This window comes from Mucilaginibacter terrigena (assembly GCF_004168255.1).
In the GTDB taxonomy this organism is placed as follows: domain Bacteria; phylum Bacteroidota; class Bacteroidia; order Sphingobacteriales; family Sphingobacteriaceae; genus Mucilaginibacter; species Mucilaginibacter terrigena.
The window spans coordinates 112,776-128,423 of record NZ_SEWG01000008.1 but is presented as its reverse complement, the minus strand read 5'-3'; the positions used below and the strand labels follow the sequence as shown (position 1 = coordinate 128,423).

At 44.3% G+C, this 15,648-nt stretch carries 13 protein-coding genes; 10 read left to right on the top strand and 3 right to left on the bottom strand.

All coding sequences use genetic code 11. The features are described 5' to 3' along the window. The first annotated feature begins 146 nt into the window (after positions 1–146). From mutL to EWM62_RS17480, 6 genes are all read left to right on the top strand, one after another. Entirely contained in the window at positions 147–2,003 is a 1,857-nt protein-coding gene (gene mutL, locus EWM62_RS17505; protein WP_129877977.1) for a DNA mismatch repair endonuclease MutL, read from the top strand. A gap of 33 nt (positions 2,004–2,036) precedes the next feature. Then, positions 2,037–2,744, top strand: a complete 708-nt coding sequence (locus tag EWM62_RS17500; RefSeq protein WP_129877976.1) for a rhomboid family intramembrane serine protease — start codon at positions 2,037–2,039, stop codon at positions 2,742–2,744. Positions 2,745–2,773: 29 nt separating this feature from the next. After that, complete coding sequence (locus tag EWM62_RS17495) at positions 2,774–3,655, top strand: rhomboid family intramembrane serine protease (RefSeq protein ID WP_129877975.1); 882 nt, start codon at positions 2,774–2,776, stop codon at positions 3,653–3,655. Further along, the gene (locus tag EWM62_RS17490) at positions 3,645–4,757 is read left to right on the top strand and encodes an endonuclease/exonuclease/phosphatase family protein (protein WP_129877974.1); all 1,113 of its coding nucleotides are present in this window, start codon (positions 3,645–3,647) and stop codon (positions 4,755–4,757) included. Before EWM62_RS17495 ends, EWM62_RS17490 begins: the two co-directional genes overlap by 11 nt. Before the next feature lie 46 nt (positions 4,758–4,803). Next, positions 4,804–6,294 carry a cysteine--tRNA ligase gene (gene cysS / locus EWM62_RS17485; RefSeq protein ID WP_129877973.1) on the top strand — a complete coding sequence of 497 codons (1,491 nt, stop codon included), beginning with the start codon at positions 4,804–4,806 and terminating at the stop codon, positions 6,292–6,294. A gap of 96 nt (positions 6,295–6,390) precedes the next feature. Continuing rightward, positions 6,391–7,254 carry a nuclear transport factor 2 family protein gene (locus tag EWM62_RS17480; RefSeq protein WP_129877972.1) on the top strand — a complete coding sequence of 288 codons (864 nt, stop codon included), beginning with the start codon at positions 6,391–6,393 and terminating at the stop codon, positions 7,252–7,254. Between the two features lie 67 nt (positions 7,255–7,321). Here EWM62_RS17480 and EWM62_RS17475 read toward each other — a convergent pair whose 3' ends face one another. After that, on the bottom strand, positions 7,322–8,284 hold the full coding sequence (locus EWM62_RS17475) for an AAA family ATPase (RefSeq protein WP_129877971.1): 963 nt from the start codon (positions 8,282–8,284) through the stop codon (positions 7,322–7,324). 3 nt (positions 8,285–8,287) lie between these two features. Continuing rightward, positions 8,288–9,670 carry a peptidylprolyl isomerase gene (locus EWM62_RS17470; protein WP_129877970.1) on the bottom strand — a complete coding sequence of 461 codons (1,383 nt, stop codon included), beginning with the start codon at positions 9,668–9,670 and terminating at the stop codon, positions 8,288–8,290. Positions 9,671–9,821: 151 nt separating this feature from the next. On the opposite strand from EWM62_RS17470, the gene EWM62_RS17465 reads away from it, so the two are divergent. Then, positions 9,822–10,463 (top strand): hypothetical protein, encoded by a 642-nt coding sequence (locus tag EWM62_RS17465; protein WP_129877969.1) that lies wholly within the window; start codon positions 9,822–9,824, stop codon positions 10,461–10,463. A gap of 1 nt (position 10,464) precedes the next feature. Beyond that, positions 10,465–11,046, top strand: coding sequence for a non-canonical purine NTP diphosphatase (locus EWM62_RS17460; protein WP_129877968.1), 582 nt, complete (start codon positions 10,465–10,467; stop codon positions 11,044–11,046). Here EWM62_RS17460 and EWM62_RS17455 read toward each other — a convergent pair. Continuing rightward, complete coding sequence (locus tag EWM62_RS17455) at positions 11,043–13,748, bottom strand: OstA-like protein (RefSeq protein WP_162499865.1); 2,706 nt, start codon at positions 13,746–13,748, stop codon at positions 11,043–11,045. The two genes, EWM62_RS17460 and EWM62_RS17455, sit on opposite strands and share 4 nt — an antisense overlap. 51 nt (positions 13,749–13,799) lie before the next feature. Here EWM62_RS17455 and tilS point away from each other — a divergent pair, with 51 nt between their 5' ends. After that, on the top strand, positions 13,800–15,134 hold the full coding sequence (tilS, locus tag EWM62_RS17450; RefSeq protein ID WP_129877966.1) for a tRNA lysidine(34) synthetase TilS: 1,335 nt from the start codon (positions 13,800–13,802) through the stop codon (positions 15,132–15,134). Beyond that, on the top strand, positions 15,131–15,616 hold the full coding sequence (locus EWM62_RS17445; RefSeq protein ID WP_129877965.1) for a hypothetical protein: 486 nt from the start codon (positions 15,131–15,133) through the stop codon (positions 15,614–15,616). Before tilS ends, EWM62_RS17445 begins: the two co-directional genes overlap by 4 nt. Positions 15,617–15,648: the final 32 nt, after the last annotated feature.

Sequence of the window (15,648 nt, the reverse complement as noted above, 5' to 3'; positions counted from 1 at the left end):
TAGCACCTGAAAAGGGTGTATAATAAAAGCCTCACCCCAACCCCTCTCCAAAGGAGAGGGGCTTTACCTTTTTGAACCCTCTCTCCCGATAGCTATCGGGATGGAGAGGGCAGGGAGAGGCTAAACAGAGAAGGGAAATATTTTTAATGCCAGATATAATTCAGCTTTTACCGGATGCCGTTGCCAACCAGATTGCCGCCGGCGAAGTAGTGCAGCGACCAGCATCCGCGGTAAAAGAATTGATAGAGAACGCGATAGATGCCGGTGCCGATAAAATTCAGCTGATACTAAGGGATGCCGGCAAATCACTGATACAGGTTATTGATAACGGTTGCGGCATGAGCCTTACTGATGCGCGCATGTGTTTTGAACGCCACGCCACGTCAAAGATCCGTAAGGCCGAAGACCTTTTTGCTATCCGTACCATGGGTTTCAGGGGCGAGGCCATGGCTTCCATTGCGGCTATTGCCCAGGTGGAACTAAAAACCCGCCGCCACGAGGACGAACTGGGTACCTGCATCCAGATAGAAGGATCGGAAGTGATAAGCCAGGAGGCCTGTTCGGCTAATTTTGGCACATCCATCTCTATCAAAAACCTTTTTTACAACACACCTGCCCGCCGTAACTTTTTAAAAAGTAACCCGGTGGAGATGCGCCACATCATCGACGAGTTTCAACGCGTGGCATTGGCTAACCCGCAGGTGTTTTTAACCATGCACCACGATGGGCAGGAGGTTTATCACCTGCCATCGTCTATCATGAAACAGCGCATTGTGCACCTGTTTGGTAACAATTATAACCAGCGCCTGGTACCTGTTGAAGAGGAAACCACCATCATCAACCTGCGTGGTTTTGTAGGCAAGCCCGAGTTTGCACGAAAGACCCGGGGTGAACAGTTCTTTTTTGTGAACAACCGTTTTATAAAGGATGCATACCTGAACCATGCAGTGCTAACAGCTTTCCAGGAATTATTGCCTGATGAGACCTTCCCGTTGTATGTGCTTTTTATAGATATCGACCCGGCCAAGATCGATATCAACGTACACCCTACAAAAACCGAGATCAAATACCAGGATGAGAAATCTATTTATGCTATTATCCGCTCGGCGGTAAAACGTTCGCTCGGAAAATATAATATTACGCCTACGCTTGATTTTGACCAGGAGAACAGCATAGGCCACCTCATCACTCAAAAACCTTTTGAGGAGATAGTACAGCCTACCATTGTCTTCAACCCCGATTTTAACCCCTTTGCGCCCGAGAAAAAAGCAAGCGAACGGGAAATCCCTTTTTTGCGCGATACCAATAACCACCATACGGCTATCCCGCGTAACTGGGATACCCTGTACGAGATCAGCAAAAAAGAAGACACCCTGCAGCACCAGATGCACGAGGAGAAGAGGATCCCGGTGAACGAGCAGGAGATCACCAAAAGCAGCGAGAAACAGTTCTTCCAGGTGCATAACAGGTTTATCCTGTCGCAGATAAAATCGGGCTTTATGCTCATCAACCAGCAGGCCGCTCACGAGCGGATCTTGTACGAACGTTTTTTGCAGCAATTGCAAACGCATAGCGGGGTTAGTCAGCAAAGTTTATTTCCGCAGTCGGTTACACTAAACAGCAGCGATTTTGAGTTATTGAAGGAACTGTTACCTGATATCCGTGCGCTTGGTTTTGATATCCGCGAGTTTGGGCGCAATACCGTTGTGGTAGAGGGCGTACCGGCTGATATACGCGATGCCAGCGAACACCAGATGCTGGAACAGTTGCTGGAAGGTTTTAAAAACAACCTGGCTGTATTAAAGTTAGATAAGCGCGACAACCTTGCCCGCTCGCTGGCGCGCAATGCCGCGTTAAAAGCAGGGGTAAAGCTATCTATGGAAGAAATGAACCAGCTGGTAGACCAGCTTTTTGCCTGCCAGATGCCAAACCTGGCCCTAAATGGCAAGCCTGTAATTAGTACCTTTACGCTTAACGAATTAGCAGAACGATTTGAAAAATAAATAAGGCTTAAACCAAAATTACATATATAAACAATGCAATCACCTTTTGCCAATATGCCACCGGTTGTAAAAAACCTGCTGATCATTAACATCATATTTTTTATTGCTACATACGCGCTGGCGCAGTTTGTTAATTTACAGGCCCTATTGTCTGCTTATTATTTTAATTCCCCATTTTTTAAGCCGTGGCAAATTATTACTTACATGTTTATGCATGGCGGTTTTGGGCATATCTTTTTTAATATGTTTGCGCTGGTATCATTCGGGCCAATGCTTGAATATACATTGGGGTCAAAAAAATTCTTTAATTACTATTTCCTCACAGGCATAGGCGGTTATGTGCTTTATACATTTATACAAGCCATAGAGGTACATGCTATTACAGGTGGGTTTACAATTGCCAATCCGCAGTTAGTGCAATCTTATGAGATATATGGCCAACGTGCAGAGGATTTAAAAAATATTTATGGCGGGGCATTACTGGGCGCTTCCGGGGCTGTATTTGGTATACTGGTAGGCTTCGCTATGCTGTTCCCTAATTTGGAGATGATGATCATGTTTATCCCTGTACCTATTAAAGCAAAATATGTGGTTATAGGGTATGTGGCTATAGAGTTGTTTACCGGTGTGGGCCGTTTTGCGGGGGATAATGTCGCGCACTTTGCCCACTTAGGCGGGGCGTTATTTGGCTTCCTGTTAATTAAGCTTTGGGGGATAAAAAAGCCCAACAATTTCTATTAGCAGCGGTTAATCATTTATAAAATTGATGTATGAATACCCTTTGGAAAGATATACAGTTTAAGCTATTAAGATCGGGCAACAAAGTTAGCCTGCTTATTGGTATAAACGTAATTGTTTTTTTGGGTATAAATATCCTTGCTGTAGTTGAACAATTGTTCAGAGGGTTTGGTAACAGCCTGGTATTAACATTCACCAACGAATATTTACTTTTACCTGCCTCCCTGCCCAAACTACTCTACCGTTTCTGGACACCGTTTACCTATATGTTTATGCATGCGGGTGTGCTGCACATTTTATTTAACATGCTTTGGTTGTATTGGATGGGGCAGATATTTGAAGAATACCTGGGCAATAAACGCACAATAGGTTTATATCTGTTAGGCGGGCTTTCGGGTGGGCTGTTATTTGTGGCGTGTTATAATCTTTTACCGGCTTTTACCAGTATAAACGCGGCGGCCGGCGGCCCATTGGTTGGCGCATCGGCAAGTGTAATGGCTATTATTATTGCCACAGCTACACTGCTGCCAAATTATACCATATCATTAATACTAATTGGCCCGGTAAAATTGAAATGGATAGCGCTGTTTTACGTGATAATTGACTTTTTAGGCATTGCAGGCGCTAATGCCGGCGGCGAAATTGCACACCTGGGCGGGGCTTTATTTGGCTTTATCTACATCAAACAGCTGCAGCGCGGTAATGATTGGATAGGCAGCATCAATAAACTGGCTGCGGCTAAGCCCAAAATGAAAGTTGTAAGCCACAACGGTAACCAACGCAAAACATCATCTACACCCAAGCAGGAAGAGATAGATCGCATACTTGATAAAATTTCGGTAAACGGGTACGATAGCCTTACCAAACACGAAAAAGAAACCCTTTTTAGAGCAAGCAACAACAATGAAGGCTAAAAAAAGCAAATTACCCCTTATTGATAAGGTTTTTTTGTGGATAAATTATTTGCTGTGCATTGCCCTGCTGCTTGGTTACCTCGCCCCTTACGCAGACCCGCGCAAGTTTTGGCCTATAGCGTTTTTTGGGTTGGCCTACCCACCCATGCTTGTGGCAAACTTGCTTATGATGCTTTACTGGCTTATTCGCAAAAGCTGGTACATTGGCCTGTCGCTGATTGCTATATTAATAGGGTGGAATGTTTTAACCGGTAATATAGGGATACGCCTGCCGGCGGGTGCAAGCCAGACAACGCCTCAAAAACAATTGCGTTTAATGACCTATAACGTGCATAACTTTAAGCGCTATGGCGAAAAAAACGATATATCTACCAAGCACGAGATACTTGACCTGGTAGGCCAGGAGCAGCCGGATATTATTGGCATACAGGAATTTTTTACCCGTAAAAAAGGCCAGTATGATATGATAGATTCGGTAAAAAGGATAATGCGTGCCAGTCATTATTATTTTGAACCCACCATGACCAGCGCCAGCGAATCCATTGGCATGGCTATATTTTCTAAATACCCTATAAAATCGTACGGGCTGGTGCAGCTGGCGTTTAAGGGCAGCGGTAACCAGTGTGTATATGTTGATGTTGAAAAAGACGGCGGTATATTCCGTATGTATAGCGTCCACCTGCAGTCTATCAGTTTCGATCCGCAGGATTATAAGTACCTGGGTAACCTGTCGTCGAAAGGCAAAACAGATATCAGCGCAACCAAGCGCGTTGGCTGGAAATTAAAAACAGCTTTTCAGAAACGTGCCGAGCAGGTGTTTATCATTAAGGATCACGCCAAAAAATGCCCCTACCCTTATATAATATCCGGCGATTTTAACGATACGCCATCATCATTCGCAGTAAACCAAATGGCAAAAGGATTAAAAAACGCTTTCCGCTTAAAAGGGGCGGGGCTTGGGCGTACCTACAATGGCGCTTTCCCAAATTACCAGATAGATTACGTAATGGCCAGCCCGCAGTTTGATGTATGGGAATACAAGATCATCGAGAAAAAATTGTCAGACCATTATCCTTTAAGCACCGTACTGGTATTAAAATAACATCTTCCAAATTAAACTCCACGCCTAAAATTGTAAGTTTGCGCACATGGAACAAAAATTGTTTGTTTACAACACTTTAACACGTAAAAAAGAAGAATTTATACCGCTAAACCCGGGCCATGTGGGCATGTATGTTTGCGGCCCCACTGTATATAGCGATGTACATATAGGCAACTGCCGTACTTTTATTTCTTTCGATCTTATTTTCAGGTACCTTTTGCACCTGGGCTATAAAGTGCGCTATGTGCGCAACATAACCGATGCAGGCCACCTGGAAGGCGATAGTGACGAAGGGGAAGACAAAGTATCCAAAAAAGCAAAAATAGCCCAGTTAGAGCCAATGGAAATTGTACAGAAGTACACGGTTGATTTCCACAGTGTGATGCAGGTATTTAATGCCCTGCCACCCAGTATCGAGCCTACTGCTACCGGCCACATTATAGAGCAGATAGAGTTAGTTAAAGATATCCTGGCAAAGGGATATGCTTACGAGGTTGACGGCTCGGTTTACTTTGATGTAGAAAAATACAACCAAACGCAGGATTACGGCATTTTGAACGGCCGGAAGCTGGAAGACATGCTGAACAACACCCGCAGCCTTGGTGGCCAGAACGAGAAACACGGCAAACTTGATTTTGCGCTTTGGATAAAAGCCAAGCCCGAACATTTAATGAAGTGGCCGTCGCCCTGGGGTATGGGTTTCCCGGGCTGGCACCTGGAGTGCTCGGCCATGAGCAATAAGTACCTGGGCCACCAGTTTGATATCCATGGCGGCGGTATCGACCTGATGCCCACCCACCATACCAACGAGATAGCGCAGAACGTGGCCTGCTGCGGTAAAAACCCGGCATCGTACTGGCTGCATACCAATATGCTTACTACCAACGGGCAAAAAATGTCAAAATCGTTAGGGAACAGCTTTTTACCGCACGAATTATTTTTGGGCGCGCATCCCTTATTGAAGAAAGGCTACAGCCCTATGACAGTGAGGTTCTTTTTTATGCAGGCCAGTTACCGTAGTACGGTTGATTTTAGTAACGAGGCTATTGAAGCGGCAGAGATCTTTTATAAAAAGCTGGCAGAGACGGCTAAAAAGCTGGCAGTGCTTCAACAGAATGCCGTTACCGGCGTTGATGAAGAAACGGATAAGGCCATAAATGAGTTCTGCGATGATTGCTATCACAGCATGAACGACAATTTTAATTCGCCAAAAACGTTAGAGGCGTTAAATAACCTATCCAAGTGGATCAATTCGTACTCGGCTAATACACGTAACTCGGGCGAGATAACGGCGGCGACATTTGAGCGGATGAAAAAAACCTACAACGATTTCTTTTTTGATGTTTTAGGTTTAAAGCAGGACGATAATGAAAATGCCGATACCGATGACCTGATGAACCTGGTTATAAAGCTGCGTAACGAAGCCAAAGCGAATAAGGACTACGCAACATCTGATAAGATACGCGAAGGCCTTAAGAATATTGGGTTCCAGTTAAACGATAATAAACAAGGTACCACCGATTGGATACGGATATAAATAATGCAAAGCGTAAAAACAATTTTGCCCCGGCGGGCTTTATGTTTCAGTTAAAATAATATTAAATTGCCCAACCAAAACAATACTATCGTCACCATGAAGAGATCATTATTAGCTGCTATAATATTATCGGGGCTTAGCCTTTCGGCCATGTCGCAAACAAAGGTTGAAGTTTCCTCGGTTGTAACTGCCGAAGAAAATTTTAATAAATTAGTAGAACGTAAAGGGATTAAGGAGGGCTTTTTAGCTGTTACCGATGCAGAGGGGATTGTTTTTAGGCCTAACGCGGTTAAAATTACCGAGTTTTATAACAGTATTGATAAGCAGCCGGGTAAGCTAAGCTGGCAGCCTAAAATTGCACGTATATCTGCCAATGGCGACCTGGGTTTTACCGCAGGCCCCTATGTATACCAAAATGGCAAATCAGATGATGATAAGGTTTATGGCGATTATGTTTCTGTATGGCGGTTAGATGCCGATGGTAAATTTAAATTGCTGATAGACCTGGGCATACAGCATCCCGAGCCTGAGCAGGAATTAGTGACCGATTTTAAAGAACCGGACCTGGGCAAGCAAAAGGCGCCAAGTAAAGATCCGTTTGCGGGTAAAAATATATTAACTGCAACAGATAAAACTTTCAATCACTCGCTTTCATTATCGTCGCTGGCTGCATATAAAGAGTTTTTAAGCCCCGAAGCACGTTACTATTTCCCTGGTTTTGAACCCATTACCGGTACCGATAAGATCCTGAAGTTTTTAGATAACGAAGGCATCAGCATATCCGGCGAAACCGTAAACGTGGGCCGATCTACCAGTAACGATCTGGCATATACCTATGGCACTGCCCGCATAAAAAAGGGGAATATCGTTAATAACTATAACTATGTGCGCATATGGGAAATAGATGCCAACCACAGGTGGAATGTGCTGCTGGAGATCTTCTCGACTGTAGAAAACTAAAGGAATTTTAGATTTAAGAATTACGATTTTAGATTTCCCTAACCTTTTCTGATTTTAGGATTTCAACCTAAAACAACTGCTCGATAATATCATTGGCGGTTAATCCTTCGGCTTCGGCGTGGTAACTGCGTACTATGCGGTGGCTTAGTATAGGTTTGGCCACGGCCTGCACATCCTCAATATCCGGCGAATACTTACCGTTTAACACAGCATGGCATTTAGCCCCCAGGATAAGAAATTGCGATGCGCGCGGGCCAGCGCCCCAGTTTAGCAAACGCTTTACCTGCGGGCTTGCAAACTCGCTGTTTGGGCGGGTTTTTGAAACCAGCTTAACAGCGTATTCCAGTACATTATCGCTAACGGGGATATTACGTACCAATTGCTGAAAGTAAATGATCTGGTCGGCATTTAATTGTTTGCTAACACTGGCCTGTAATGTGCTTGTGGTATTTTTAACCACCTGCAGTTCTTCTGCAAACGAAGGGTAGTTTAACGCAACATTAAACATAAAGCGGTCCAGTTGTGCTTCTGGTAACGGATAGGTGCCTTCCTGTTCAATAGGGTTTTGTGTAGCCAGTACAAAAAACGGCTTGGAAAGCGTGTGTGTAACACCCGCGGCCGTTACACATTTTTCCTGCATGGCTTCTAATAAAGCCGCCTGTGTTTTTGGTGGTGTGCGGTTTATTTCATCGGCCAGTATGATGTTTGAGAACACCGGGCCGCGTATAAATTTAAAGTTACGGTCTTCGCCCAATATCTCCGAACCAATAATGTCAGAAGGCATCAGGTCGGGGGTGAACTGGATGCGCTTAAAGTCGAGGTCTAACACCTGTGCTACCGTTTGCACAAGTAACGTTTTGGCAAGCCCTGGCACACCAACAAGCAGGCAATGCCCGTTGCTGAAAATGGATATCAGTACAAACTTAATTACTTCATCCTGGCCAACTATAACTTTACCAATTTCTGCCCTAATTTGCTCATAAGCTTTCTTCAGGGCATCAGCAGCCTCAACATCCGAGCGGTATTGCATATATTATTCCGTTTTGGCTTGGGCGGTGGTTTCAGCAGATACCCAGCCTTTTAAAGGCGGGCAATCCTGGTACTCGGGATCAATTTTAATAAATGTTTCTTTACGGCGTTTATCAAACCATTGCGTTATGGTACGGGTAAGTTTCTGGTTAGTAGCATCCTCTTTCAGTTTGGCAAAATCCTGTTCAAGGTTGGCTTTATGCGCGTTAGTAACCGATTTCAGGTACAATATTTTGTAGCTTTTTTTGCCTGTTTGCGGGTCGGTAAATAATGCCGGCTTCGATATCGAACCTACTTTCATGGTATCGGTAAGCAAGGCAACCTGCGGGTCAAGCTTATCAGTTGGGATGTAGGTAGAACGTGTTTGAACATTCTCAGCATTTAACATCATGCCACCGTTAAACTTAGTTTCTTTATCATCCGAATAAAATGCCGCAGCGCTCGAAAAATCAAAGCTTTTGGCTGTTGTTAGCAGGGTATAAACACTATCGGCAGTAACTTTTGAGCGGTCTAAACTTGCCTGCGTAATGGCTGGTATTACCAGTATATGGCGTGCATGTACCTGCTCGCCGCGGCGTTCTATCACTTGTAAAAAGTGAAACCCGTTTTCGGTTTCAAATACAGGGGATATTTCGCCGGTTTTTAATTTAAACGCCTGCGCGGTAAACTCCTTTACCATTGCCGTACGGTCAAAAAAGCCAAGGTCGCCACCCTCCGGAGCAGAACCCGGATCTTGCGAGTATAGCCTTGCCAATGTGCCAAAATCTTCACCTTTTTTAATCCTTGCTCTTAATTCTTCGGCTTTTTGCTTGTAAAATTCTTTCTCTTCTTTGATCAGTTTAGGCGAAAAAACGATCTCGCCAACTTCAACCTCTTTGTTATAAGTAGGCAGGCTGTCTTTAGCCATTGTTTCAAAGTAATTTTTTACATCCTGCGGCGTGGTGTTCACTTTTTCGGTGATCTTTGCCCGCATACGCTGCGCCACCAGCGATTCTTTAATGTCCGGGCGCATCTCGTCTTTATATTGAATTATCGAACGGCCTAAAAATTGCTCTAACCTGTCCTGGCTACCCGCGCGTTGTATAAAAGACCGCATACGGCGGTCAACTTCACTGTCAACTTCCTCGTCTTTTACCTGTACGCTATCAATAACTGCTTGCTGGGCAAGTAATTTTTGTGTTAGCTGGGTTTGAAGGATAAGGCACTTAACACTTGGGTTGGGGCGCTGGCCGCTTACCAGGTATTGTGCATATTGCAGCTCGATATCTGATTGAAGGACGATGCTGCCGCCTACAACAGCCGCAATTTTATCAAGTGTACGTACCTGGGCCTGGGCAAATGACAGAAATATAAAAAAGGTTAAAATGGACAGTCCGATTTTTCTCATGTAATTGTTAACTAATATCACGGATAGTTTATCCGTTAAAAATGCAAATTTCGGTAAAATTTATTAATAATAATGTATAATTAAGCCGTAGTACGAATATGCTTATAATGCTTCAACAGGAATAGGTATTTTTGGTTAAAATATGTTAAATATGAAAGTTGATAACCCGCAGGCCTTCCGTTACATTATGCACGACGAAATTTACCTGCTTGCAGCAGATAAAGCACTGCTGATACCCCCTGCGGTTGAAAATGCACCAGACCCGGCAGAACAACCCGCCGCAGAAACCACATTAGCGGTAGCCGAAGCTGCGGAACCTGCTACTCCTGTTATAACAGAACAGCCCGTAGCGCAGCCGGCACCCATTGAGGCTACCTCAACTACACACCAGCCAACTGTACAAACGGCTGATACCGAATTTAATTATCTGGGTAAAAACAATAAAAACTTCCTGGTGCTGGTTAATTACCCCAATGAAGAACATATCGCGGCAGCACACCTCCCTGCTTTAGAGAGTATCCTTAAACGTAAGGAATTATCGCTTGATGACGTAGCCATTTTAAACGTTAACAAATACGCCCCGGTAAAACTTGCCGCGCTTGCAGCTTATTTTAAACCCACCAGGCTGGTAATTATGGGGAGCGATTCGATGCCGGACGGCATTGGTAACCTGCCGCTTAATAAACCTTTACAGGGAAAGAAAACACATGTGCTGTACAGCTTTAGCTTTGACGAGATGATGAGCAGCAATGATAATAAGAAAACCTTTTGGGAACACATGAAAACCCTGTAATATGCAGCAATTAGTTTTTGCCACAAATAATGCCCATAAGTTAGAAGAGGTACAGGCCAAAGCAGGCGATAAAATAAAACTGCTTAACCTTAATGATATTGGCTGCCATGATGACATTGCCGAAACCGGCTTAACTTTTAACGAAAACGCGTCCCTCAAAAGCCATTACATCTATCAAAAATATAAGCTTAATTGTTTTGGTGACGACAGCGGGCTGGAAGTAGAAGCCCTTAACAACGAACCCGGAATTTTTTCCGCGCGATATGCGGGTACCCATGGCAACCACGAGGGGAATATTGATAAAGTGCTGGAAAAGCTAAAAGGCATAGACAATCGTAAGGCCCGTTTCCGCACGGTAATTTCCTTAATATGGAATGGTGAGGAATATTTTTTTGATGGGATAATAAACGGAACTATCCGTACAGAACGTTGCGGTACCGCCGGCTTTGGCTACGACCCAATATTTGAACCGGATGGATACGATATTACCTTTGCAGAAATGAGCATGGACGAAAAGAACCGCATCAGCCATCGCGGCCGCGCGGTTGACCTGCTTATCCAGTTTTTAAAAATCCAGGCTTAAGGCCTCGTTGCCGTAGTATCCTTCTTCGCTTTAATAAAACCGGGTGTTTTGCGTTTAACGGTATCTGCAGCTGCTTTAGTAACAGGTACCGGGCTGCCTTTAGTGGTGCTATCCTGGCCGGGTTTAACCGCGGGCGCTTTAATAACGGGTGCCTGCCCGGTATTAACACTATCCGTTTTTGCTTTTACCACCGGGGCTTTTAGTGCAGGTGTTTTAGCTTCACCTGCTTTGCTCCCGCTTGTTTTGGTGCTATCGGTTGCCGGTAATTTGTTTTGTAACGAATCTGTTTTTGCCTTATCTCCCGGTTTGGCGGATTTTAATTTATTGGCGTCGGCGATTTTTTTATCGGCAGCCGCCTGTGCACGCGCCCTTTTTTTGTTGTATGATGGGATGATGGATTCTTTAGAAACAGGCCTTTCTTTAGGCTTCCATATAAAACCTTTCAATATCCGCTCATCCTCGGTAAACTTGGCTAAGGGGCCGTACCTGTGCTCGGGCTTACTGATAAAGAAAATATTTGATGCGCTGCCATTCTTAAAATAAATGCGCATTTTACTGCTTAATGATCGTTGCATGCCATCCACTTTCTTCAAGCTATCGCGGCTAAAATAAATGCTCTCGGCGTTGCCCACTATATACATGCGGTCCAGTTTATCGCTTTTAAAAAAACCTTTCATTTTTTTACCCGCTATCTGGTTAAAATTTGTGGAATCGCCCTTTTCAATATTTACAATAAACGATGAGGGGAACAAATTAAGGTTATCCAGCTTTTTATTCTTCATCTGCATGGTTATGGTATCGCCAGAAAGTTGCGAACCCTGTGTCCATATCAAAGGGTTTACAAAACAGCGTAGGGTGGAGTCGCTGTAACTATAAAACATGGAGTCGGCCTTAGCCTGTAGGTCTGATTTAAAAAGCTTGGCGCTGTGGTAGGCTTTAATGATCCTTACCCTTGCCGTATCGCTTAAGGTAACCGGCGGGGTAAAAAATATAGGGTCGTCTACCTCTTCCGCATCAGGGTTTTTTGATGCCGGTTGGTTGTTATTTAATGTGCCGAAAGCGCCGGCATCATCTTTCAGTTTATTTTTGCCTTGTGCGCTTGCTGCAGGTACGGGCTTTGGTTTCCCAAAAAAGTTGCGGTACAGGTGTAGCGTGTCGTTTATCCACTTTGGCGCATTTAAGGTCAAAAACTTGTCGGCTTTTTTTTGCTCGGCCGCGCTTAACTTTTTAGCTTTTGTAGTAGTATCGCGTATACTCAGCAGGCGTTGCTGCTCCTGCATTATCTTCAGGTCCTTGTATGTCAATATCTGTGTTTCCAGCGTATCGGCAGAAATGTAGATCGAATCGCGTTTTACTTTTTTCCCGGGCGGTTTTATTTTCGCAACAGTATCTCCCATCGGGAAAGCAGATAGCCCCGCGCCTTTAGCCGGCGTTTTTCCCTTAACTGATCTGGCATCGGCTGTAAGGTTTTCCGCACGTGTTTTGGCAACGCTATCGGTTATCACTTGCAGCGGTACTGTGCCCGGTTTAACAGGTATACCGCCGGGCCGGGGCTTAACCGCAAGGGCATCCGCTTTTTTCACCACGTTAGCCGCTGCGGTCTTATTGGCGTTTAAAGCGCCTTGGCCCACTTTAGTTAAGCTATCGATATCCTTTGCTGCCGGTAATTGAAGGCTTTTAACAGGTGCAGTACCTGCGGGAGGTTTAACCGCAAGTGCATTGGCCATTTTTACAGTTGCTGAAGCTTTAACTGCCGTGGGGTCGGCTTGTTTAACGCCGGGCTGTATATGCACGGTATCTGTTTTGGTGGTATCTTTTTCTTCGGTAACAATAATTACGTAAGGGTCTTGCGTTACTACGGTGCGTTCGCCTTTTTTATAGTAAGTAGCAAGGTCGCCTTTAAGGGTTATGTTTTGTTCGCGGTCATGAAAGGTAACCCGTTTTACAGCGCGGCCATAACCGTTTATTTTGTCATAAAACAAGCTATCGCCGGTCAGCGTTTTAGTACCCTGTTTATACAGGTTTTTTTTGCCGAAGAAAGCCTGCTCGGTTACGGTGTTGTACAAGCCGTTTTCGGTGTAAAGCGTGTCTTTCTTATCCTTGGTATCGTAAATGTTTGTGGGGCCGTAAAAATACGCTATCCGGCTGCCGCTGTTGTAGCGCAGGGTATCGGTTTTTATAAGGGCGTCGGGTGTTATCAAAACCACATTGTAGCGGAAATAAGAATCCCTCGAAAAAGCAAAATAATAACCGTTTTTGCTGGTAAGGGTATTGTCTTTATTGATCAGTTTGCCACCGCCAGTGTAAGTGCCTATGCGGGTAGCTGTGTTATAAGTAAGATAGTTAGTGGTTAAAACAGCATCCTTATCAATCATCTTTACATTATCTGTAAGGATAGCTACTTTGGTATTGCCGTTATAATTAAGCTTATCCGAATAAATGTTCAGCGTATCGCCCTGGGTGATATTTACATTGCTAAAGGCGTCAAAAGCGTTATCCTCGGCGTAGAAGTAGGCGCTGTCTGACCGCATAATAGAATAATCCTGCTGAAAAACACCCTTATAAACTTTAATAACATTCCTGCCGTTCAATTTGATAAGCTCGCTGCTTTTTGACTCGATAAGGTGTACAATAGATTTTTTCTGTGCCGATACGGCCAGTGTTATCAGTATAAAAAATGTACTAAGAATGTATTTTATCACAATGGCAAAATTAGTTTTTTGCGGGGGTTATTAAATTAATAATTTTGGCGTATGCTTCCTGTAAAACGCTTTGTTGATTTTGTTGAACAAAATAGCTTATTTACACCTGCCGGCAAAATACTGGCGGCTGTAAGCGGTGGCATGGATTCAGTTTTAATGGCCCACTTATTAAAGGCCGCGGGTTTTAACTTTGGCATAGCACACTGCAATTTTATGCTGCGTGGCCCCGAAGCTGATGCCGACCAGGAATTTACCCGCCAGCTTGCCACGCAATTGGGCGTTAGCTTCCATACCATTAACTTTGATACCCAGCAATACGCTGCCGATAATAAAATATCTATCCAGATGGCCGCCCGCGATATGCGGTACCAATGGTTTAACGATATCAGCTTATCAGCAGGTTATGACGCCATTTCGCTTGCACACCATCAGAACGATACTATCGAAACAATATTGTTAAACCTTACGCGCGGTACAGGTATAGCCGGGTTGCATGGTATTTTACCCAAAAACGGCAAGCTGGCGCGCCCCCTGCTTTTTTTAACCCGCGACGAAATACAGACAATTATTGCTGCCGAAGGTTTAAACTATGTGGAAGATGCGTCAAACGCTTCGGTAAAATATGCAAGAAACAAAATACGCCACCAGGTTATCCCTTTATTAAAAGAACTGAACCCCGGCCTGGAAGCTACTTTTGAAAACAACCTGCGCATTTTCAGGGATTTGGAGATGCTGCTAAACCAACAGGTGAATGCCCTGAAAAAACGGTTGCTTATACACCAGGGTAATGAGGTGCATATTGCTATAAACGAGATAAAAAAGCTATCGCCAAAACGGCTGCTGCTTTTTAAACTGCTGCAAGGTTACGGCTTTACCGAAACAGTGGTTGACGACCTGTTAACCACCTTGGGCAAGCATGCAGGCAGGATATTTGAAAGCACCGCGTTTACTTTAGTGGTAGATAGGGGCCGGCTTATCATATCGCCCAAAAAAGATAAAGCCGATACTGAGTTTGCCATAATTAAGGATGATGTAAGCGTTATTTATAACAGTTACAAGCTAACCTTGCTGCACGATCATAGCCCGCTGATCATCAGGGATAACCCGTTTGCGGTATCGGTGGATGCGGAATTGCTGATATACCCGTTAAAATTACGTGCCTGGCAACAAGGAGATACTTTTTATCCGCTGGGAATGAAGACCCGGCAAAAGCTTAGCGACTTTTTTATTCATGAAAAAATACCGCTGCATAAAAAGAGCGCCATACCAATACTGGTAAACGGTAATGGCGATATAATTTGGATAGGTGGTTACCGCCTTAGCGAAAGGTATAAAGTAAGTAATAACACTAAAAAAGTTACTATATTCGAACTGTATAAATTATGAGCGATAAATCGGTTTTTATTGAAAAGCAATACCTGGGCCGCGAGTGGATACCTATTACCATTCGCCTGGTTTTGGCTATGTTTTGTTTTGCTGCATATTTTTTTACCGACGAGCGCGAACGCAACGGCGACCTTTTAGCCATCGTAGGCTTCGTTATCATCATCATATCCATTATAATGGGTTTCCTGCTGCACTTTAGCACCCGGGTAATTAACAAAAGTATTTTGCTCGACGGCCTGTGGAGCACCCGCCGGGTAAAGATCGACCTGAACAGTATTGTGAAGGTAGAGAAGGGATCGTACAGCAGGTATTTGTTTAACAACCCGGTATATAATTTGCATACCAAAGGCACCATTCGCTTTTACGCGGCCGGCAACGACGCCATTCACCTAACCGACAGGGATGGCCTTGTTTACATCATCGGATCGCAGCACGCCAACGAGTTTTTGCGGGCCATAAAAGGCGAAATGAAACAGGCGTAAGCCTTAAAATGATATTAACAAAAAAGGGAGCG